This window comes from Bradyrhizobium sp. BRP22, assembly GCF_020194175.1.
In the GTDB taxonomy this organism is placed as follows: domain Bacteria; phylum Pseudomonadota; class Alphaproteobacteria; order Rhizobiales; family Xanthobacteraceae; genus Bradyrhizobium.
Genome location: NZ_JADYVX010000027.1, coordinates 48,287 through 68,446 on the forward strand (window position 1 = coordinate 48,287; position 20,160 = coordinate 68,446).

Annotated in this window: 18 protein-coding genes; 15 read left to right on the forward strand and 3 right to left on the reverse strand. The window is 63.8% G+C overall.

From position 1 onward, the window contains the following. The first annotated feature begins 93 nt into the window (after positions 1-93). Positions 94-879, forward strand: a complete 786-nt coding sequence (locus tag I6F35_RS27650) for an IclR family transcriptional regulator C-terminal domain-containing protein (RefSeq protein WP_225120826.1) — start codon at positions 94-96, stop codon at positions 877-879. 105 nt (positions 880-984) lie between these two features. On the opposite strand, the gene I6F35_RS27655 is transcribed toward I6F35_RS27650, so the two are convergent. Then, complete coding sequence (locus I6F35_RS27655) at positions 985-1,893, reverse strand: helix-turn-helix transcriptional regulator (RefSeq protein WP_225120827.1); 909 nt, start codon at positions 1,891-1,893, stop codon at positions 985-987. Between the two features lie 138 nt (positions 1,894-2,031). Here I6F35_RS27655 and I6F35_RS27660 point away from each other — a divergent pair, with 138 nt between their 5' ends. From I6F35_RS27660 to boxB, 4 genes are all read left to right on the forward strand, one after another. Further along, positions 2,032-3,567: a benzoate-CoA ligase family protein gene (locus I6F35_RS27660; protein ID WP_225120828.1), complete on the forward strand. Its 1,536-nt coding sequence runs from the start codon at positions 2,032-2,034 to the stop codon at positions 3,565-3,567. 76 nt (positions 3,568-3,643) lie between these two features. Further along, a complete protein-coding gene (locus I6F35_RS27665; protein WP_225120829.1) occupies positions 3,644-4,450 on the forward strand; it encodes an alpha/beta hydrolase in 807 nt (268 codons plus the stop codon). 121 nt (positions 4,451-4,571) lie between these two features. After that, positions 4,572-6,260, forward strand: a complete 1,689-nt coding sequence (gene boxC, locus I6F35_RS27670; protein ID WP_225120830.1) for a 2,3-epoxybenzoyl-CoA dihydrolase — start codon at positions 4,572-4,574, stop codon at positions 6,258-6,260. Between the two features lie 14 nt (positions 6,261-6,274). Beyond that, positions 6,275-7,726: a benzoyl-CoA 2,3-epoxidase subunit BoxB gene (gene boxB, locus I6F35_RS27675; protein ID WP_225120831.1), complete on the forward strand. Its 1,452-nt coding sequence runs from the start codon at positions 6,275-6,277 to the stop codon at positions 7,724-7,726. A 180-nt stretch (positions 7,727-7,906) separates the two neighbouring features. Here the strand turns inward: boxB and I6F35_RS27680 are convergent, their stop codons facing one another. Together I6F35_RS27680 and I6F35_RS27685 are read right to left on the reverse strand one after the other, a co-directional pair. Further along, complete coding sequence (locus tag I6F35_RS27680) at positions 7,907-8,716, reverse strand: SDR family oxidoreductase (RefSeq protein WP_225120832.1); 810 nt, start codon at positions 8,714-8,716, stop codon at positions 7,907-7,909. A 162-nt stretch (positions 8,717-8,878) separates the two neighbouring features. Beyond that, positions 8,879-9,940, reverse strand: a complete 1,062-nt coding sequence (locus I6F35_RS27685; RefSeq protein WP_225120833.1) for a polysaccharide deacetylase family protein — start codon at positions 9,938-9,940, stop codon at positions 8,879-8,881. A 168-nt stretch (positions 9,941-10,108) separates the two neighbouring features. Between I6F35_RS27685 and I6F35_RS27690 the strand changes: the two genes are divergently transcribed. The 10 genes from I6F35_RS27690 to phoB all read left to right on the forward strand — a co-directional run bounded on the left by I6F35_RS27690 (position 10,109) and on the right by phoB (position 20,053). Next, entirely contained in the window at positions 10,109-11,503 is a 1,395-nt protein-coding gene (locus I6F35_RS27690) for an OmpA family protein (RefSeq protein ID WP_225120834.1), read from the forward strand. Further along, positions 11,503-11,799 carry a hypothetical protein gene (locus I6F35_RS27695; protein WP_225120835.1) on the forward strand — a complete coding sequence of 99 codons (297 nt, stop codon included), beginning with the start codon at positions 11,503-11,505 and terminating at the stop codon, positions 11,797-11,799. Before I6F35_RS27690 ends, I6F35_RS27695 begins: the two co-directional genes overlap by 1 nt. 313 nt (positions 11,800-12,112) lie before the next feature. Continuing rightward, positions 12,113-13,168: a lysylphosphatidylglycerol synthase domain-containing protein gene (locus I6F35_RS27700; RefSeq protein WP_225120836.1), complete on the forward strand. Its 1,056-nt coding sequence runs from the start codon at positions 12,113-12,115 to the stop codon at positions 13,166-13,168. A 32-nt stretch (positions 13,169-13,200) separates the two neighbouring features. After that, entirely contained in the window at positions 13,201-14,499 is a 1,299-nt protein-coding gene (locus tag I6F35_RS27705; RefSeq protein WP_225120837.1) for an ATP-binding protein, read from the forward strand. A 142-nt stretch (positions 14,500-14,641) separates the two neighbouring features. Next, positions 14,642-15,652 carry a phosphate ABC transporter substrate-binding protein PstS gene (pstS, locus tag I6F35_RS27710; protein ID WP_225120838.1) on the forward strand — a complete coding sequence of 337 codons (1,011 nt, stop codon included), beginning with the start codon at positions 14,642-14,644 and terminating at the stop codon, positions 15,650-15,652. 190 nt (positions 15,653-15,842) lie between these two features. Further along, positions 15,843-16,832, forward strand: coding sequence for a phosphate ABC transporter permease subunit PstC (gene pstC / locus I6F35_RS27715; protein WP_225120839.1), 990 nt, complete (start codon positions 15,843-15,845; stop codon positions 16,830-16,832). A 3-nt stretch (positions 16,833-16,835) separates the two neighbouring features. Continuing rightward, positions 16,836-17,681 (forward strand): phosphate ABC transporter permease PstA, encoded by an 846-nt coding sequence (pstA, locus tag I6F35_RS27720; RefSeq protein WP_225120840.1) that lies wholly within the window; start codon positions 16,836-16,838, stop codon positions 17,679-17,681. Then, entirely contained in the window at positions 17,678-18,499 is an 822-nt protein-coding gene (gene pstB, locus I6F35_RS27725; protein ID WP_225120841.1) for a phosphate ABC transporter ATP-binding protein PstB, read from the forward strand. Before pstA ends, pstB begins: the two co-directional genes overlap by 4 nt. A gap of 11 nt (positions 18,500-18,510) precedes the next feature. Then, positions 18,511-19,227, forward strand: a complete 717-nt coding sequence (gene phoU / locus I6F35_RS27730; protein WP_028163453.1) for a phosphate signaling complex protein PhoU — start codon at positions 18,511-18,513, stop codon at positions 19,225-19,227. A gap of 118 nt (positions 19,228-19,345) precedes the next feature. Next, complete coding sequence (phoB, locus tag I6F35_RS27735; RefSeq protein ID WP_225120842.1) at positions 19,346-20,053, forward strand: phosphate regulon transcriptional regulator PhoB; 708 nt, start codon at positions 19,346-19,348, stop codon at positions 20,051-20,053. Positions 20,054-20,160 lie beyond the last annotated feature (107 nt).

A 20,160-nucleotide genomic window follows, 5' to 3' on the forward strand; every position in this document is an offset into this window, starting at 1 on the left:
GATTTGTTCGCCTATTGAACGAATGGGCGAATTATGCCATGGCTCAATCGAGCGGCAAGCACAATTTTTGATCCGTGCCGCCGGGACGGGCCGATGCCGAAGCTGAAGCGTGAGGATCGCGAGGAGCGCGCCACCGATTTTGTCGAGAGCCTCGATCGCGGCCTGCGCCTGCTCCAGATCTTCGGCACCATCACGGGACCTGCGACGCTGAGCGATCTCGCGCGCGCTGCCGACCTGCCGCGTGCCACGGCGCGGCGTATCCTGTTCACGCTGGAGCGCGGCGGGTTCGTCGCGACCGATGGCAAGCTGTTCACGCTCACGGCGCATGTGCTGACGCTCGCCGGATCGTACCTGCGCTCGAACCAGGTGATCGCGCTGCTGCAGCCGGTGCTTGATCGCATCGCGAGCGCGGCGCAGGAGATCAGTTCACTTGCGTTGCTCGATGGCGACGATGTCGTGTTCGTCGCGCGCGGCAGCCCGGCGCGGATGTTCTCCAGCGGTCTCGATATCGGCTACCGCCTGCCAGCCTTCTGCACGTCGGTCGGCCGCGCCATGCTCGGCCGGCTCCGTGATGATGAACTGGCGGCAAGATTGAAGGCGATGCGCCGCGAGGCGCTGACACCGCAGACGGTAACCGATCCAAAGCGGCTGCTTGCCGCCATCATCGCCGATCGCGAAAAGGGCTACTCGCTCGTCGACCGCGAGGCCGAGCCGCATTTTCGCTCGATCTCGGTGCCGGTCCGCCGCTACGACGACACCATCGTCGCCGCCATCAACATGGGCGCCCATGTCGATCGCGTGCCGACGGAAGAATTGATCGACCGCTTCCTGCCGCTGCTGCGAGAGGGGGCGGAGGATGTGAAGGATAGGTTGCTCTGAGCAACGCCTGTAGCCCGGATAGAGCGAAGCGCAATCGGGTCATTTTACGGGGGATAGAGTTTTCCCGGGTTACGCTGCGCTCCACCCGGGCTACGCGCTATCTCGCTACATCGCCACGCTGCGCAATCCGAAGCTGCGCGCCTGGTTTTGCAGCACTGGCCTCACCGCTTCGATCAGCCGTGCGGCGGCGGCATCGACAGAAAGGCCTGCCGTATCGACCACGGCTGACGCGCGCGAATAAAGCGGCTCGCGGCTGAGCAGGATGTTGCGGAGCTCGGCCATTGCCGAGCGATCGTCGGCCATCGGCCGCAGGTCGCCCTGGCGGCGCACCCGCGCCATGTGCTCTTCCGGCTCGGCCTTCAGCCAGATCGTGTAGAACGACGACAGGATCAGGTCGAAGGTCAGCGGCTCGGAGACGATGCCGCCGCCGGTCGCCAGCACCATCAGCTCATTGCGCGCCAGCAATTGCTTCAGCGCCGCCTGCTCCATGCGCCGAAAACCTTCCAGGCCGTAAAGCGCGATGATCTCGGCGACGGAGAGGCCGTTCTCGCGTTCGACTTCCTTGTTGAGCTCGACAAAGCTCCAGCCGATCCGCTTCGCCAGCATCTTGCCGAGCGTGGACTTGCCGGCGCCACGCAGCCCGATCAGCGCGATGCCTGCAAATGACGAGCGCCGTTGCGCGGCGGGACCGCTGCCGCCGAGAATGTCCTTGGCGTGCGCGATCTGCTCAGGTGTGGCCTTGCGCAGGAGGTCGCGGATCACGGCCCAGTCCGGCGCCGGCTCGGTGGAGGGGATCAGATCTTCCAGATGCGCGCCCATCGCGTGTGACACCCGGCGCAGCAGCACGATCGAGACATTGCCCTTGCCGCTTTCGAGCTGCGCGATATAGCGCTCCGAAATTCCGGAAACCTTGGCGAGCACTTTCCGCGACATGCCGCGCAGCGCGCGCATGGTGCGCACGCGCTGACCGAGCTGTTCGAGGAAGTTGGTTTCGGGATCGCCTTGGTCTGTCATGTCCCCCCCGCAAAGGAGTCGCAGGAAGGATAGTGCCGATGAGGATTGACAGCAAGCCGCCGTGGTGGCCTTATATGAATTATAATTCTTAAAATCTGGGAGAGGCGTCGTGACGCGCTTGGGCGTGAGGAACAGGGCATGAGCGGCACCTCCTACAATGCGGTGACGTGGCTGTTGGACCGCAATGTCGATGAGGGCCGTGGCGACAAGCTCGTCTTCGACGATACCGTCTCGCAGCTCACTTATGCTGAGCTGCAGCGGCAGACGCGCCGTCTCGCCAATCTGCTGCGCCATCTCGGCGTCCGCCGCGAGGAACGCGTGGCGATGATCATGCTCGACACGGTCGATTTCCCGATCGTGTTCCTGGGCGCGATCCGCGCTGGCGTGGTGCCGGTGCCGCTGAACACGCTGCTGACCGCGGATCAATATGCCTATGTGCTCGCCGACTGCCGCGCGCGCGTGCTGTTCATCTCCGAGGCGCTGCTGCCGGTCGTCAAGGACATCGTCGGGCGGATGCCCGACCTCGAGCACGTCGTCGTCTCCGGCGCGAACGCGCATGGCTACAAGAAATTTTCCGACGAACTCGCGCGCGAGGGCGATGTCTTCACGACCGCCGCGACCCATCCCGATGAGCCCGCGTTCTGGCTCTATTCCTCGGGCTCGACCGGCATGCCCAAGGGCGTGCGCCACCTGCATTCCAGTCTCGCCGCGACAGCGGACACCTACGCCAGGCAGGTGCTCGGCATCCAGGAGAACGACGTCTGCCTGTCGGCGGCAAAGCTGTTCTTCGCCTACGGCCTCGGCAACGCGCTCACCTTCCCGATGTCGGTCGGCGCCACCACGATTCTCAATTCCGAGCGGCCGACGCCCGCGGTGATGTTCGCGCTGATGAACAAGTATCATCCGACCATCTTCTACGGCGTGCCGACGCTGTTCGCCTCGATGCTGAACGATGAAGCATCGAAGACGACGCCCGCCGGGAAACGGCTGCGCATCTGCACCTCCGCCGGCGAGGCGCTGCCGGAATCCGTCGGCAATGCCTGGAAGGCCCGCTTCGGCGTCGACATTCTCGATGGCGTCGGCTCGACCGAACTGCTGCACATCTTCCTGTCGAATGCGCCCGGCGACATCAAATACGGCTCGTCCGGCCGTCCCGTGCCCGGCTACAAGGTGCGTCTCGTCAATGAGTCCGGCGTCGATGTGCCGGATGGCGAAGTCGGCGAACTCCTGGTCGACGCGCCCTCCGCCGGCGAGGGCTACTGGAACCAGCGCAGCAAGAGCCGGCAGACCTTCGAAGGCCACTGGACCCGCACCGGCGACAAATACATCCGCGATGCCGAGGGCCGCTACACCTTCTGCGGGCGCAGCGACGATATGTTCAAGGTGTCCGGCATCTGGGTCTCGCCGTTCGAGGTCGAGAGCGCGCTGATCACCCATCCCGCTGTGCTCGAGGCCGCCGTCGTGCCGGAAGCCGATCCGGAAGGATTATTGAAGCCGAAGGCCTTTGTGGTGCTGCGCCCCGAGGCCAATGTCGATGGTTTGCAGGATGCGCTGAAGGAGCACGTCAAGCAGAAGATCGGCCCGTGGAAATATCCGCGCTGGATCGAGGTGGTCGAGAGCCTGCCGAAGACCGCGACCGGCAAGATCCAGCGCTTCAAACTGCGGGAACACTAGACGTCATGGTCGGGCAAAGGCGCGAAACGCGTCTTCGAAGGTGACCCGGCCATGGCGAGAAGGCGAGAGTGACGATATGACCTTTTCTCCATCAGGCTTTCTCACCATCGATGGAGCCGATCTCGAATATCGCATGATCGGTCCTGCGCCCGACAAGGCGCCGACCATCGTGATGTTGCATGAAGGCCTGGGTTCGGTCGGGTTGTGGGACGATCTTCCGGAAAAGCTGCAGGCCGCGACCGGCGCCGGCGTGTTCGCCTATTCGCGCGCCGGCTATGGCGCCTCGAGCCCGGTGAAGCTGCCGCGGCCGCTCGACTATATGCACATCGAGGCGCAGCAGGTATTGCCGAAGCTGCTGGATGCCATCGGTTTCCGTCGCGGCCTTTTGGTCGGGCATTCCGACGGCGCCTCGATCGCCGCAATCTATGCCGGCTCGCACCAGGATCATCGCCTGCACGGCATGGTGTTGATCGCGCCGCATTTCATCGTCGAGGAGGTTTCGCTGAAGTCGATCGCGAAGATCAAGACGACGTACGAGACCACGAACCTGAACGAGAAGCTGGCGCGCTGGCACAAGGATGTCGACAATGCCTTCCGCGGCTGGAACGACGCCTGGCTCGATCCGAAATTCCGCGACTGGGATATTTCCGAATACCTCGCCTACATCCGCGTTCCCATCGCGATCCTGCAAGGCGCGAACGACCAGTACGGAACCCTGCGCCAGGTCGAGATCGCCAGGGACGAATGTTACTGCCCGGTCGACGTGACGGTCATTCCGGGCGCGGGACATTCACCGCACCGCGAGGCGCCGGAGGCAACCCTTAAGGCAATTGCGGATTTCGCCCAGGCTGCGTTGCAAACAGACCAGCCGTTAGCGGCTTAGGTCAGCGGCCGACCGAGGGAACATGAAACAAAGTGCATGTTCCGTCGTTTTGAGCTAGACCAGCCCAGAAACATGCATTATTGTGCATGATCAGATAACCAATAACGTGCAAGGGTGGCTCATGGCCGGTGAAGATCGCGTGCTCGCAAATGGCGCGAAATACATCGATTTTCAGACCGACCCGTCCCGTTACCGGCATTGGAAGCTCGATGTCGACGGCGAGGTCGCGACGCTGACCATGGACGTCGACGAGAACGCCGGCCTGTTCGAAGGCTACCAGCTCAAGCTCAATTCCTACGATCTCGGCGTCGACATCGAGCTCGCCGACGCCGTGCAGCGGCTGCGCTTTGAGCATCCCGGCGTGAAGGTCGTCGTGATGCGCTCGGGCAAGAACCGCGTGTTCTGCGCCGGCGCCAATATCCGCATGCTCGCGGGTTCGACCCATGCGCACAAGGTCAATTTCTGCAAATTCACCAACGAGACCCGCAACGGAATCGAGGACTCCTCGGAGAATTCCGGCCAGCGCTTCATCACCGTCGTCAACGGCACCGCGGCCGGCGGCGGCTATGAGCTCGCGCTGGCGACCGACCACATCATCCTCGCCGACGACGGCGCGGCCGCCGTGGCGCTGCCGGAAGTGCCGCTGCTCGCGGTGCTGCCAGGCACCGGCGGGCTGACGCGCGTCGTAGATAAACGAAAAGTGCGCCGCGACCATGCCGATTTCTTCTGCACCATCGAGGAGGGCATCAAGGGCAAGCGCGCCGTGCAGTGGCGCCTCGTCGACGAGATCGCTGCGAATAGCAAGCTCGAAGGCAAGCTTGCCGAGCGCGTCAAGGAATTCGCCGCCAAATCGACCCGCAACGGCAGCGGCAAGGGCATTGCGCTCTCGCCGCTCAACCGCGTGATCGACGAGAACAGCATCCGCTATGGCTTCGTCAGCGTCGATATCGATCGGGCCGCGCGCATCGCGACAATCTCGATCCAGGCGCCGGAGGCCGCGCCATCAGCCGATATCGACGGCCTGATCGCGCAAGGCGCTTCGTTCTGGCCGCTGCAGGTCGCCCGTGAGCTCGATGATGCGATCCTGCATCTGCGCATCAACGAACTCGAAATCGCGATGCTGGTGTTCAAGAGCCACGGCGATCCCGCTCATGTCGCCGCCTATGATGATTTCCTCGAAGCCAACAAGGCGCATTGGCTGGTCAACGAGATCAGGCATTATTGGAAGCGCGTGCTGAAGCGCATCGACGTCACCTCGCGCACGCTGGTGACGCTGGTGGAGCCCGGCTCCTGCTTCGTCGGCACGCTGGCCGAACTCGTGTTTGCCGCCGATCGCTCCTACATGCTGATCGGCTCGCGCGAGGGCGACAACCGCCCGCCGCCCGCGATCCAGCTCACCGCGATGAATTTCGGGTCCTATCCGATGAGCCACGGGCTCACGCGGCTGGCGTCGCGCTTCCAGGCCGATCCGTCCGATCTCGAGCGTGCGCGCGGCGCAATCGGCAAGGCGCTCGATGCCGAGGAGGCCGAAGAGCTCGGCCTTGTCACCTTCGCGCTGGACGACATCGACTGGGACGACGAGGTGCGCGTGTTCCTGGAGGAGCGCACCAGCTTCTCCCCTGACGGCCTCACCGGCATGGAAGCGAACCTGCGCTTCGTCGGCCCCGAGACCATGGAATCGAAAATCTTTGCGCGCCTGACGGCGTGGCAGAACTGGATCTTCCAGCGTCCTAACGCGGTCGGCGAAGAGGGCGCGCTGCGCCGCTACGGCACCGGCCAGAAGGCGCAGTTCGACATGACAAGGGTCTAGACGGGAGGTTCGCCATGAACATGAATATCATGAACGTCGATTACTCGACCAAGATTCCCAACAACGTGAATCTGTCGGCGGACCGCCAGGTCCTCAAAGCCCTGGAGGGCTGGCATCCCGGCTACATGGACTGGTGGAGCGACATGGGGCCGGAAGGTTTCCAGCAGTCGCTGGTCTATCTGCGTACTGCCTATTCGGTTGATCCGCGCGGCTGGGCCAAGTTCGACTACGTCAAGATGCCCGAATATCGCTGGGGCATCTTGCTCGCGCCGCAGGAAGAGAACCGTGTGGTGCCGTTCGGCGCCCATTATGGCGAGCCGGCCTGGCAGGAAGTGCCGGGCGAGCACCGTGCCATGCTGCGGCGGCTGATCGTGATCCAGGGCGACACCGAGCCTGCTTCGGTCGAACAGCAGCGCCACCTCGGCAAGACCGCGCCCTCGCTCTACGACATGCGCAACCTGTTCCAGGTCAATGTCGAGGAAGGCCGCCATCTCTGGGCGATGGTCTATCTGCTGCAGAAATATTTCGGGCGCGACGGCCGCGAGGAAGCGGATGATTTGCTGCGCCGCCGCTCCGGCGACACCGATAGCCCGCGCATGCTGGGCGCCTTCAACGAGGCGACGCCGGACTGGCTCTCCTTCTTCATGTTCACCTATTTCACCGACCGCGACGGCAAGATGCAGTTGCATTCGCTGGCGCAATCCGGCTTCGACCCGCTGTCGCGCACCTGCCGCTTCATGCTGACGGAGGAAGCGCACCACATGTTCGTCGGCGAGACCGGCATCAGCCGCGTCGTGCAGCGCACCTGCGAGGCGATGCGGGAGGCCGGTATCGAGGATCCGACCGATATTGCGAGAGTGCGGGCGCTCGGGGTGATCGACCTGCCGACCATCCAGAAGAAGCTGAACCTGCATTATTCGCTGTCGCTCGACCTGTTTGGCTCCGAAGTCTCGACCAACGCCGCGAATGCCTTCAACGCCGGCATCAAGGGCCGCTACAAGGAGACGACGATCGACGATGATCACCAGCTCCAGAACTCGACCTATCCGGTGCTGAAGCTGATCGACGGAGAGCTCAAGCTGGTCGACGAACCGGCGCTGACCGCGCTCAACATGCGCCTCCGCGACGACTACACCCAGGACTGCGTCAAGGGCATGCTGCGCTGGAACAAGGTGATCTCAAGTGCCGGCTACGACTTCAAGCTCGCGGTGCCGCACGTCGCCTTCCACCGGGCGATCGGCGAATTCAAGGATGTCGAGGCGACGCCCGAGGGCATCCTGATCGACGATGCCACCTGGGCAAAGCGCAAGCACGAATGGCTGCCGTCGACCGAGGACGGCGAGTTCATTGCATCGCTGATGAAGCCGGTCACCGAGATCGGCAAGTTCGCTTCGTGGATCTCGCCGCCGAAGGTCGGTATCGACAACAAGCCCGGCGATTTCGAATACGTGAAGATCGAGAGCTGATCTCGCTGTCGTCGGGAGCGGAGGCGCTCACGTGCACTGACGCTGTCATCACCCGCGAAGGCGGGTGATCCAGTAATCACGGGCGTCTCGAATGCCACAGGCGTCACGGCATACTGGATGCCCCGCCTTCGCGGGGCATGACGGGACAGTTTGGGGCAGAGAGAGCGCGTGCCCTCGCACTCAGCTATCCCAGCCGCTGCCTTGGATTCCGGCATTCGCGTAGACGATGCCGCCATCCACCGTGATGGTGGCGCCGACCACATAGTCGCCGGCGCGGGAGGCGAGATAGATCGCAGCACCCGCCATGTCCTCGTCGGTGCCGATCCGGCCCGCCGGCACTTTCGTCGCCACCTCGTCGGCGTTGTCGCGCGCGGCACGGTTCATGTCGGACTTGAACGGTCCCGGCGCGATCGCGGTGACCACCACATGATCCTTGATCAGCTTGACCGCCATCCGCCGCGTCAGATGGATCAGTCCGGCCTTGCTCGCGGCATAGGAATACGTCTCCAGCGGGTTGACGAAGATGCCGTCGATGGAGGCGATGTTGATCACCTTCGCCGGCCGCTCGGCGCTTGCTGATGCGCGCAACGGCGCAGCCAGTGCCTTGGTCAGGAAGAACGGCGCCTTGACGTTGAGGTTCATCACCTTGTCCCAGCCGCTTTCCGGAAACTCGTCGAACTCGGCGCCCCATGCGGCGCCGGCATTGTTGACGAGGATGTCGAGCCTCGGCTCGCGCTTCTTGATCTCGGCCGCCAGCATCTCGATGCCGGCGAGGCTGGAGATGTCGATCGGCAGCGCGATGCACTCGCCGTCATATTCGGCCGAAAGCTCTCTCGCCGTCTCTTCGCACGGCCCGGCTTTCCGCGCGGTGATGTAGACCTTGGCAGCTCCCTGCGCCAGGAAGCCCGCCGCGATCATCCTGCCGATGCCGCGCGAGCCGCCCGTCACCAGCGCGATGCGGCCCTTGAGTGAAAACAGATCCTTGAACATGCGTCCCTCCAATTGCGTTGCCGTAGGTTGTGAGAGGAGCAAGGAAGCAAGTCAAGGAATCGGTGCCGTAGCCCAGATGGAGCGAAGCGCAATCCGGAGAGCGCGAGCCGCATCGGAGCTCGCCGGGTTGCGCTGCGCTTCACCCGGGCTACGACGGCGGAGCTACGCCGCGTCGATGCGGCGGAAGCCGTTCCAGACGGCGGTGGCGGCGCCGGAGGTCAGGACGGGGATGATGCGCGCTTCCTGGTAATTGCCGTTCAGCGAGACGCGCTGCAGCGCCATCAGGTGATCGGCGCTTTCCGGGAAGATCATGCCGGGCCGGGTCGTCACTGCGGTCTTGAAGCCGGCGGTCCTGGCGAGCGCGAATTCGCGTTGGCCGGCGGCGATCTTGTCGCCATAGGGATAGGCGAGATGCAGCACAGGCCGCGCCAGCGCCGCTTCGATCCGCTCCCGGCTCGCCGTCATCTCGAACGCCGCCACTTCCTCCGCCTGCCGGGCGAGGTTGCAATGGCTAACGGTGTGGGCGCCGATCGTCACCAGCGGATCGTCGGCGAACTCCTTCAGCTCGTCCCAGTTCATGCAGAACTCGCGCGCGATCGTTGTCTCGTCGACATCATGGCGCGCGCATAGCGCGGAGATCTTGCGCTGCACGTCGTGCTCGTCCGGCAAGCTTCGCAACCAGTCGTGCATCTGCTCGAAGGCCAGCTCCTTTGCAGCCGGCGTGGAGGTGTCGATCGACGTCATCGTTCCGCCGATCGGCACCTCGATCGCAGCCACCTTGGAGATCACCTTTTCCAGCGCGATCCACCACAGCCGCCCCGTGCCTTCGGCGAAGTCGCTGGCGGCATAGACAATGAACGGCGCGTCGAACTCGCGCATGACGGGCAGTGCATGGTCGCGGTTGTCGCGATAGCCGTCGTCGAAGGTGAAGCAGGCGAAGCGCCGGGCGAAATCGCGCTCGACCATCCGCCGGTGCATCTCGTCCATGGTGACGATGTCGATGTCGAGCGAGCGCAGATGCTCGAGCATCGCGCGCAGGAACTCCGGCTCAACCTCGAGATGATAGTTCGGCTGGAACTCATCGTTGCGGCGTGGCCGGACATGGTGCAGCATGAAGATCGCGCCAATTCCTGCGAAGATTGGTCGCAGCAGGAAATGGGCTCCGGAGAAATACAGCGCTTCGAGCCCGGCGCGGATAACGGTTTTTCTAAGCTGTTTTTTCATCCGGGAAATCGGCCGGCCGGTTGCATTACGGGTCGAAATTAGCGAACCACCGCTGAACAAACGGTTAGCCGGCCCGGATATACGCGGCGCTTCGAAAGACGCGGTATTTCGGGTTTGACAGTCAGCCAAGGGTTTGTTTTCTCTCTGGTTCCGGAGCCAGGACCGCGAATGCACGAACTTTTCAAGTGGAATAGCAAGTGGTGGCCGGGCGTGATTCCGCTGGTCATCTGTTGGGGTATCGCGGCCTGGACCTCGACCGCAACCGTGGAAGCTGATCTCGCCGCGCGATCAAATGCCGCGATCAAGGACACCATCCTTGACAAGCGCAGGATCGTGGTCGCCGGCCGGGACGTGACGTTTGCGGCCGAGGCGTTCTCGGAGGAGGGGCGCCAGAGCGCGGTCGCCTCCGTCGAGGCGGTGCCTGGCGTGCGCCTCGTCAATGACGAGACGCGGCTCGTTCCCGAAGCAAAGCCATTCGTCTGGTCGGCCGAGCGCGACGTCGTCAGGGTGACGCTCACGGGCAGTGCGCCGTTACCATCGAGCAAGGGCAAGCTTCTCGAAGCGGCGCGCAATGCGCTGGGTGGCGTCGAGGTTGCCGATCAGATGTCGCTCGCGCGCGGCGCGCCGCCGCGCTTTGACAGTGCGGCGCTGCTTCTGCTCGACCAGATCGGCAAATTGAAGGATGGCAAGATCACGCTGACCGACACCAAGGTCAACCTGTCGGGCATGGCGCGCGAACTCGGCGGGCGCGAGGCGATCGCGGCCGCGCTGCGGAATCTGCCCGAGGGCTATTCGGTCGCAGCCAACGACATCAAGGCGCCGCCTTACATCTTCCAGGCCTACAAGGATCCGGTCGCGGTGACGCTGACGCTCACCGGCAATGTCCCCGACAACAACGTTCACGCCGCGCTCGTCGCGGCTGCCGGACGAAAATTCTTCTCGGAGAAGGTCGTCGACAATCTCAAGGCGAGCATAGGCGCCCCGTCCGGTTTCGCGAACGCCGTGGTGCCGGCGCTCGGCGCCTTGTCGCGGCTGTCGACCGGCACGCTGGTCGTGACCGATCGCGAAGTGAAGCTTTCGGGCGACGCGTTCTATGACGCCGCCGCCAACCAGATCCGCGCCGGTCTCGGCCGCGATTTTCCGCAAGGCTGGCAATATAACGCCGATATTTCGGTGAAGCCGGCGGCGGCCCCGGTGGATGCGACAGTGTGCCAGCAACTGTTCACCGAACTGCTGTCGAAGGCGAGGATCCGGTTTGAATCGGGCAAGGCCGATATTTCCGCGGACTCCGCCGGCCTGCTCGACCGCCTGACCGAGACCGCGCTGCGCTGCCCGAATGCCACCATCGAGATCGCCGGCCACACCGACAGCGACGGCGACGAGAGCGCCAACCAGGCGCTCTCGGAACGCCGCGCGGAGGCGGTGATGGATTATCTGGTCAAGGCGGGCCTGCCGGCGACGCGCTTCCAGGCGGTCGGCTATGGCTCGACACAGCCGCTCGCCGGCAACGACAGCGAGGAAAACAAGGCGCAGAACCGCCGCATCGATTTCGTGGTGAAGTGATGGCCCATCTGGCGACGTTCTTCTGGGGTTGGCTGCTCGCGGCGCTGTTGATCGGCCTTGCGATGGGCTGGATTTCGGTGGTGCAGCGCGGCGAGGGCGTCTCGCGAAAGCTGGCGCGATGGCTGGCGCTGCTCGCGGTGATCCTGATCGGGCTTGCGCTCGGCCACATCGTTCCCGGCCGCTTTGGCTATTGGCTCGACCTGTTCCTGGTCATGTTCGCGCTCTATCTCGCCGGATGCCTGGGGGGATCGTGGCTGCGTGACTGGGTGGTGTCGCGCAGCCAGCCGGCCAGGTAAGGCAGGCAAGTGAGGCGGCCGGGCGAGATTTTCGTGGTCCCGATGGCCGCCGCCGGGACGTTCAGTCGCATCGGCGCTGATTGGCCGCGGCTGGCGCCAACGTGTCAAAGCCTTGTCGGATCGGCGAGAATGCAGCAAAACTGTGCATCTGCTGTCATCTACTCCCCCTAATGTGTTGAAGATGCGCGTTTTATCGTCGCCAGACGAATTCCACTTCGCCCCGAAACGCGCTACGACAGGCAATAGGGAGCAGCGGAGCGTCGGCGGGGTTCGCCCGGTAGCCGTCGTCGCGGGATCGCAATTCGAGGTCTAGATGCTGGAAGCAATCCGCAGGGCGATCGCGTTTCTGCGCCAGAAGCAGGTCCTGCACAAGGTGGGCGTTGCGATCAGCATCACCGTCATCGCGGTCGCCTGCTATGTGCTCTATCACATGCTGCGCGGCATCGACACCAACGAGGTGCTCGAGGCCATCAAGGGCACCGAGCCGCGCCAGATTGTGCTGGCGGCGCTGTTCGTGGCGGCCGGTTATTTCACGCTGACCTTCTACGACCTGTTCGCGGTGCGCGCGATCGGCCACAGGCACGTTCCCTACCGCATCAACGCGCTCGCCGCCTTCACCTCCTATTCGATCGGGCACAATGTCGGCGCCAGCGTCTTCACCGGCGGGGCGGTGCGCTACCGCATCTATTCGGCCTGGGGCTTGAACGCCATCGACGTCGCGAAGATCTGCTTCCTGGCCGGACTGACCTTCTGGCTCGGCAATGCCGCCGTGCTCGGCATCGGGATCGCCTATCATCCGGAGGCCGCGGCTTCGATCGACCAGCTCCCGCCCTGGCTCAACCGCGCCGCGGCGTTCGCGATCATCGTCGCGCTGGTGGCCTATGTGGTCTGGGTCTGGACCCAGCCGCGGGTGGTCGGGCGCGGGCCCTGGACGGTGACCCTGCCGGGCGGGCCGCTGACGCTTTTGCAGATCTGCATCGGCATCATCGACCTCGGCTTCTGCGCGCTGGCGATGTATGTGCTGGTGCCCGACGAGCCCAATCTCGGCTTCATCGTGGTGGCCGTCATCTTCGTCTCGGCGACGCTATTGGGCTTTGCCAGCCACTCGCCGGGGGGCCTCGGCGTATTCGACGCCGCCATGTTGGTCGGCCTCTGGCAGATGGACCGCGAGGACCTGCTCGGCGGGATGCTTCTTTTCCGGATGCTCTATTATATTTCACCCTTTGTCATATCTGTAATCTTGCTGACGCTTCGGGAGGTTATCCTCGGAGCGCGAATCAAGCGCCTGCGCCATCTGGCGGCTGGCCCCGACGCCCAACCGCGACATGAAGCCGTTTATGTCCGCGAGCGTGGAGACACCAGCGCCTGACGCCGTCGCCTGAACAGGAAGAAGCCGGCTCAATGGCACTTCACGAATCCTCTTCCTCCTTTTTTTCGCCGTGGCCCGACCGGCTGCGGCACTCGGCCATTGTCCTGCTTGCGGCGGCGCTGGCGCTCAGCGTGCTGGTCGCGCTCGATGAACTTTCGCTGATCCGGGCCTCTGCGGTGTTCCTCTGCATCGCCGCCGCAGCGCTGGTGCCCTGGCGGTTGCACGACGTGGCAGCCTCGCGCGAGGACACCCGCAGCGTCAACCCGGTCGAGACCGGGGCGGTTGCCGCCGTCGTCGCCGGCATGCCGGACCCGGCGGTGCTGCTCGACCGCGCCGGCCGCGTCATCCATCTCAATGCCGCCGCCGCCCAGCTCGCGCCGGCGCTGCGCAAGAACGAACTCGCCCAGTTCGCGCTGCGCTCGCCGGAGATTATCACCGCGCTGCGCGAGGCGATCGCCACCACCGAGCCGCGGCGCGCCAGCTATCTCGATCATGTCCCGGTCGATCGCTGGATGGAGCTGGTGATCACGCCGGTGCCCGTGCCGACTTTGTTCGGCGGCACCGACAAATGCATGCTGATGACCTTCCACGACCTGACGCCGCTGCGCCGGGTGGAGGAAATGCGCGCCGACTTCGTCGCCAATGCCAGCCACGAATTGCGGACGCCGCTCGCGGCGCTGTCAGGCTTCATCGACACCCTGCAGGGACCGGCCAGGGACGATCCGCGGGCGCGGGAGCGCTTCCTCGGCATCATGCATACCCAGGCCACCCGCATGGCGCGGTTGATCGACGATCTGTTGTCGCTGTCGCGGGTCGAGCTCTCGGCCCATGTCCGGCCCGACACCTGTGTCGATCTGATCCCGATCATCCGCCAGGTCGCCGACGGCCTGGAGCCGCTGGCGCGCGAGCGGCAGGTTGTGATCGAGATCCAGCTTCCGGAGATGCCGGTCATGATCGCGGGTGACCGCGAGGAGTTGTTACGGTTGTTCGAGAACCTGATCGAGAACGCCCTGAAATATGGCGCCTCCGGCGGCAGGGTGGTCGTCTCGTTGAAGGAAGCCGCCTCCGGCGAGGGCGCCCCGGAGATCCGGGTCATGGTGCGGGATTTCGGCCCCGGCATCGCGCCAGAACACCTGCCGCGGCTGACCGAGCGCTTCTATCGGGTGGACGTCGGCGACAGCCGCGCCCAGGGTGGAACCGGGCTCGGATTATCCTTGGTGAAACATATTCTTAACCGTCATCGCGGCCGTCTTTTGATCGAAAGCGTACCGAAAAACGGCGCTACTTTTACCGCCTGTTTTCCCCAGATGAAGACTGCCGCAGCGGCATAAAATCAAGCAATTTCAATTGCTTGAATGTGTCATCCAACTGTCATCTAACCTTCGTAAAACGAGCATCGACCGCTCCTAAACGGACCGGCGTGAGCGCGATCGGGCGCATCCGGCGCTTCGCTCACAGGATGGAGACCACCCCATGAATTTTTTTAGGACAATCGTCGCTGCCGGCCTGGTCGCCGTTTCGACCTCGGCCTTTGCGGCCGATATCACTGGCGCGGGCGCGACATTTCCCTTTCCGATCTACTCCAAGTGGGCGGACGCCTATAAGAAGGAGACTGGCAACGGTCTGAACTATCAGTCGATCGGCTCGGGCGCCGGCATCAAGCAGATCCAGGCCAAGACGGTGACCTTCGGTGCCACCGATGCGCCGCTGAAGGCCGAGCAGCTCGAAAAGGACGGACTCGTCCAGTGGCCGATGGTGATGGGCGCGATCGTGCCAGTCGTGAACCTCGAAGGCATCAAGCCCGGCGAACTCGTGCTTTCGGGCCAGCTCTTGGGTGACATCTATCTCGGCAAGATCACCAAGTGGGACGATCCGGCGATCGCCAAGCTCAATCCGAAGCTCAAGCTGCCCTCGGACGCCATCACTGTGGTGCGACGCTCCGACGGTTCGGGCACCACGTTCAACTTCACCGACTATCTCTCCAAGTCTAACCCCGACTGGAAGTCCAAGGTCGGCCAGGGCACCGCGGTCGAGTGGCCGGTTGGCGTCGGCGCCAAGGGCAACGAGGGTGTTGCCGGCAACATCAGCCAGACCAAGAACGCCATCGGCTATGTCGAATACGCCTATGCCAAGCAGAACAAGCTGACCTATACGGCGTTGGTCAACAAGGCCGGCAAGACCGTGCAGCCGACCATTGCCGCGTTCCAGGCCGCTGCTTCCAACGCGGACTGGTCCAAGGCGCCGGGCTACTACGTGATCCTGACCGACCAGCCGGGCGAGGCGTCCTGGCCGATCACCGCGGCGACCTTCATCCTGATGCACAAGGAGCCGACGGATAAGGCGGCTTCGGCTGAAGCCATCAAGTTCTTCAAGTGGTCGTTCGAGAAGGGCGGCAAGGCGGCCGAAGAGCTCGACTACATTCCGATGCCGGAATCGGTCGTCAAGCTGATCGAAAAGACCTGGTCGTCGGACATCAAGAGCTGAGGCTTGCACCGCAACCCTCGCGTCCCATCTTCCGGGGCGCGAGCACAGCAAGTGATCCCGGAATCCCAAGGGGTTCCGGGTCTGGTCCTCGGACCCCGGAGTGACGCCGGTGAGAGTCGTCAACGGGCTCGCTCGACAAGAAGCGACCCTTCTACAGTATCAGTCAACACAGGGGATTGGCGTGGCAGACATGGCCGTTCAAAGCGACGTGATGGCAGCGGCTGGACCTTACGATCGTGCCAAGGCCCTCAGTGCTTTCAAGCTCGGTGACATCACCTTCTACTGGATCACCCGGGCCTGCGCGATTTCGGTGCTCCTGATCCTCGGCGGCATCATTCTTTCGCTGATTGTCGGCGCCTGGCCGGCGATAAGGGAATACGGCTTCGCCTTCCTGTTCACGCAGCGCTGGGCGCCGTCGGCCGATCCGCCGGTGCTCGGTGCACTCGGGCCGATCTATGGCACGCTGATCACCTCTGTCATCGCGATGATGATTGCCATTCCCGTCGGCATCGGCATCGCCATATTCCTGACCGAGCTTTGCCCGCAATGGCTGCGCCGCCCGATCGGTATTGCCATCGAGCTGCTCGCCGGCATCCCCTCGATCATCTACGGCATGTGGGGCTTCTTCGTGCTGGGCCCGTTCCTCGCCAATACCTTCCAACCGTTCATGATCCGCCTGTTCGACGGCGTGCCGGTGCTGGGCGCGGTGTTCGCAGGCCCGCCGTCCTATCTCAGCCTGTTCAATGCCGCGCTGATCCTGGCGATCATGGTGCTGCCCTTCATCACCGCGATCTCGGTCGACGTATTCAAGACGGTGCCGCCCGTCCTGAAGGAAGCCGCCTACGGGGTCGGCTGCACCACCTGGGAGGTCGTCCGCAACGTCGTGATCCCCTATACCCGCGTCGGAGTGATCGGCGGCATCATGCTGGCGCTCGGCCGCGCGCTCGGCGAGACCATGGCCGTGACCTTCATCATCGGCAACTCGTTCCGCATCTCCTCCTCGATCTTCGCCCCGGGCACCACGATCTCGGCGGCGATCGCGAGCGAATTCGCCGAGAGTGACGGATTGCACCAGTCTGGCCTGATCCTGCTCGGCCTGTTGCTGTTCGTGCTGACATTCATTGTTCTCGCCTGTGCGCGACTGATGCTGATGCGTCTGGAAAAGAAGGCGGGGAACTGAGCTATGAATCCGATTTACAGGTCCCGCCGTCGCAACGACATCATCATCCGCGGGCTTTGCATCGCCGCTGCCGCATTCGGGGTGACCTGGCTGGCGCTGATCCTTTTCACGCTTTTCTACAACGGTCTCGCCGGTCTCAGTCTCGACGTCTTCACCAAGAACACGCCGCCGCCCGGCTCGACCGATGGCGGCCTTCTGAACGCGATCGTCGGCTCGGTGATCATGACCGTGATCGGCGTCGGCATCGGCGCGCCGCTCGGCCTGTTTGCCGGCACCTATCTCGCGGAATACGGCAAGCACGACCGGCTCACCTCGGTGATCCGCTTCATCAACGACATCCTCCTGAGCGCGCCGTCGATCATCATCGGCCTGTTCATCTATGGCGCGGTCGTCGTGCCGATGGGCGGCTTCTCCGCGTTCGCGGGCTGCCTGGCGCTGGCGGTGATCGTCATCCCGGTGGTGCTGCGCACCACCGAGGACATGCTGCTGCTCGTTCCGAACCCGCTGCGGGAGGCGGCGTCCGCGCTCGGTCTTCCGCGCTCGCTGGTGATCAAGCGGATCGCCTATCGCGCGGCGCGCTCCGGCCTGATCACGGGCGTGCTGCTGGCGACCGCCCGCGTTGCGGGTGAGACCGCGCCGCTGTTGTTCACCGCGCTGTCCAACCAGTTCTTCAGCCTGAACCTGACCAAGACGATGGCGAACCTGCCGGTGACCATCAACAACTTCGTGCAGAGCCCCTACGCTTACTGGAAGGAACTTGCCTGGAGCGGGGCTTTGCTCATCACCTTGACCGTGCTCGCGCTCAACATTGGCGCGCGCATTCTCGGCGCCGAAAGGAGCGCAAAATGACCGATCTGTCCGTATCGACGACCAGCCCGAGCGCGGCCATTCCCCAGAAGTCGCTGCCGGAAGCGGCGCCGAAAGTGACGGCACGCAACCTCAACTTCTATTACGGCGAGCACCACGCGCTGAAGAACATCAACCTGACGCTGGGCACCAATCGCGTCACCGCCTTCATCGGTCCGTCCGGTTGCGGCAAGTCGACGCTGCTGCGGATCTTCAACCGGATGTACGACCTCTATCCAGGCCAGCGCGCCACCGGCCAGTTGATGTTGGACCAGACCAACATCCTTGACCCCAAGCTCGACCTCAACCTGCTGCGGGCGCGGATCGGCATGGTGTTCCAGAAGCCGACGCCGTTCCCGATGACGATCTACGAGAACATCGCCTTCGGCATCCGCCTCTACGAGAAGATCTCGAAATCCGAGATGGACGGCCGTGTCGAGAAGGCGCTGCGCGGCGGCGCGCTCTGGAACGAGGTCAAGGACAAACTCAACGCCTCCGGGTTGAGCCTCTCCGGCGGCCAGCAGCAGCGTCTGTGCATTGCGCGTACGGTTGCGGTGCGGCCGGAAGTGATCCTGTTCGACGAGCCCTGCTCGGCGCTGGATCCGATCTCGACCGCCAAGGTCGAGGAGCTGATCCAGGAGCTGTCGGAAGACTACACGATCGCGATCGTCACGCATAACATGCAGCAGGCGGCGCGTGTCTCCGACAAGACCGCCTTCATGTATCTGGGCGAGCTGATCGAGTTCGACGACACCAGCAAGATCTTCACCTCGCCGAGCGATCGACGCACCCAGGACTACATCACCGGCCGATTTGGCTGAGGAGGGACATCATGGCTTCTGAACATACCGCCAAGGCGTTCGACAGCGATCTCCAGGAACTGACCCGCCTGGTCGCGGAGATGGGCGGGCTGGTCGAACGTATGATCACTGAATCCGTCGATGCGCTGATCCGCCGCGATGTCGCGCTCGGCAAGCGCGTCGTCGCTTCCGACATCGAGATCGACAGCCTGCAGCGCGTGATCGAAGAGCGCGCCGTGCTGACGATCGCCCGCCGCCAGCCGATGGCCGTCGACCTGCGCGAGATCGTCGGCGCGATGCGGGTGGCGACCGATCTGGAGCGGATCGGCGACCTCGCCAAGAACATGGGCAAGCGCGTCGCTGCTCTCGAGAACGACTTCCAGCCGCTGAAGCTGATCCGCGGCCTGGAGCATATGACCGACCTCGTGCTGTCGCAGGTCAAGTCGGTGCTCGACGCCTATGCCGCGCACGATTTGCCGGCGGCGATGAATGTCTGGAAGAGCGACGAAGAGGTGGACGCGATCTGCACCTCGCTGTTCCGCGAGCTCCTCACCTACATGATGGAAGATCCGCGCAACATTTCGTTCTGCATCCACCTGATGTTCTGCGCCAAGAATATCGAGCGGATCGGCGACCACGCCACCAATATCGCTGAGACGGTCTTCTACATGATCGAGGGTCAGCAGATCACCGACAAGCGGCCGAAGGGGGATATGACGACGTTCGCCACGACCGTTCCGGGCAACTAGAGCACCATCCGGGAAAGTCGATACCGGTTTTCCGCCAAGATCCTGCTCAAAACATCAAGGGAAGAGTGGGATGACGCTTCAAGAACAGTGTCATCCCGCTATAGGAGAAGCCAAGCCGATGAGCGCACGCATTCTGGTGGTCGAAGACGAAGAAGCGCTGACGACGCTGTTGCGCTACAATCTCGATGCAGAAGGCTATGATGTCGAAACGGTCGCCCGTGGAGACGATGCGGACACAAGGCTCAAGGAACGTATTCCCGACCTTGTCGTGCTCGACTGGATGCTGCCGGGACTCTCCGGCATCGAGCTGTGCCGCCGTCTGCGGGCGCGGCCCGAGACCAAGCAGCTCCCGATCATCATGCTCACCGCGCGCGGCGAGGAAAGCGAGCGCGTGAGGGGACTGGCGACCGGCGCCGACGACTACATCGTCAAGCCGTTCTCGGTGCCTGAGCTGCTCGCGCGGGTGAAGGGCCTGTTGCGCCGGGCAAGCCCGGAGCGGCTCGCGACCGTGCTGACCTATGGCGACATCGAGCTCGACCGCGAGAAGCGCCGCGTCGCGCGCTCGGGCCGGCCGATCGATCTCGGCCCGACCGAATATCGCCTCTTGGAATTCTTCCTGGAGCACCCCGGCCGCGTGTTCAGCCGCGAGCAGTTGCTCGACAGTGTCTGGGGTCGCGACATCTATATCGACGAGCGCACCGTCGACGTCCATATCGGCCGCCTGCGCAAATTGCTCAATCCCGGCCGCGAGCAGGACCCGATCCGCACCGTCCGCGGCGCCGGCTACGCGCTGGATGATCGCTTCGCGAAGGCTGAGCCGTCGTAGATCGGTGAGTGCTCTTCACGCGCACGAGCTGTCGTCCCGGCCTTGAGCCGGGACCCATAACCACTGCTGCTATTTGTTTGGACGTGCCGCGGCCGCAGCCGTGCATA

What these genes read in the sequence shown, in the direction of transcription:
- phoB (WP_225120842.1), top strand. Translation starts at nt 19,346, where the DNA reads ATGAGCGCACGCATTCTGGTGGTCGAAGACGAAGAAGCGCTGACGACG.
- I6F35_RS27705 (WP_225120837.1), top strand. Translation starts at nt 13,201, where the DNA reads ATGGCACTTCACGAATCCTCTTCCTCCTTTTTTTCGCCGTGGCCCGAC.
- I6F35_RS27655 (WP_225120827.1), bottom strand. Translation starts at nt 1,893, where the DNA reads ATGACAGACCAAGGCGATCCCGAAACCAACTTCCTCGAACAGCTCGGT.
- I6F35_RS27690 (WP_225120834.1), top strand. Translation starts at nt 10,109, where the DNA reads ATGCACGAACTTTTCAAGTGGAATAGCAAGTGGTGGCCGGGCGTGATT.
- pstA (WP_225120840.1), top strand. Translation starts at nt 16,836, where the DNA reads ATGAATCCGATTTACAGGTCCCGCCGTCGCAACGACATCATCATCCGC.
- I6F35_RS27650 (WP_225120826.1), top strand. Translation starts at nt 94, where the DNA reads ATGCCGAAGCTGAAGCGTGAGGATCGCGAGGAGCGCGCCACCGATTTT.
- I6F35_RS27700 (WP_225120836.1), top strand. Translation starts at nt 12,113, where the DNA reads ATGCTGGAAGCAATCCGCAGGGCGATCGCGTTTCTGCGCCAGAAGCAG.
- pstB (WP_225120841.1), top strand. Translation starts at nt 17,678, where the DNA reads ATGACCGATCTGTCCGTATCGACGACCAGCCCGAGCGCGGCCATTCCC.
- I6F35_RS27685 (WP_225120833.1), bottom strand. Translation starts at nt 9,940, where the DNA reads ATGAAAAAACAGCTTAGAAAAACCGTTATCCGCGCCGGGCTCGAAGCG.
- boxB (WP_225120831.1), top strand. Translation starts at nt 6,275, where the DNA reads ATGAACATGAATATCATGAACGTCGATTACTCGACCAAGATTCCCAAC.
- I6F35_RS27695 (WP_225120835.1), top strand. Translation starts at nt 11,503, where the DNA reads ATGGCCCATCTGGCGACGTTCTTCTGGGGTTGGCTGCTCGCGGCGCTG.
- pstC (WP_225120839.1), top strand. Translation starts at nt 15,843, where the DNA reads ATGGCCGTTCAAAGCGACGTGATGGCAGCGGCTGGACCTTACGATCGT.
- I6F35_RS27680 (WP_225120832.1), bottom strand. Translation starts at nt 8,716, where the DNA reads ATGTTCAAGGATCTGTTTTCACTCAAGGGCCGCATCGCGCTGGTGACG.
- I6F35_RS27660 (WP_225120828.1), top strand. Translation starts at nt 2,032, where the DNA reads ATGAGCGGCACCTCCTACAATGCGGTGACGTGGCTGTTGGACCGCAAT.
- I6F35_RS27665 (WP_225120829.1), top strand. Translation starts at nt 3,644, where the DNA reads ATGACCTTTTCTCCATCAGGCTTTCTCACCATCGATGGAGCCGATCTC.
- boxC (WP_225120830.1), top strand. Translation starts at nt 4,572, where the DNA reads ATGGCCGGTGAAGATCGCGTGCTCGCAAATGGCGCGAAATACATCGAT.
- pstS (WP_225120838.1), top strand. Translation starts at nt 14,642, where the DNA reads ATGAATTTTTTTAGGACAATCGTCGCTGCCGGCCTGGTCGCCGTTTCG.
- phoU (WP_028163453.1), top strand. Translation starts at nt 18,511, where the DNA reads ATGGCTTCTGAACATACCGCCAAGGCGTTCGACAGCGATCTCCAGGAA.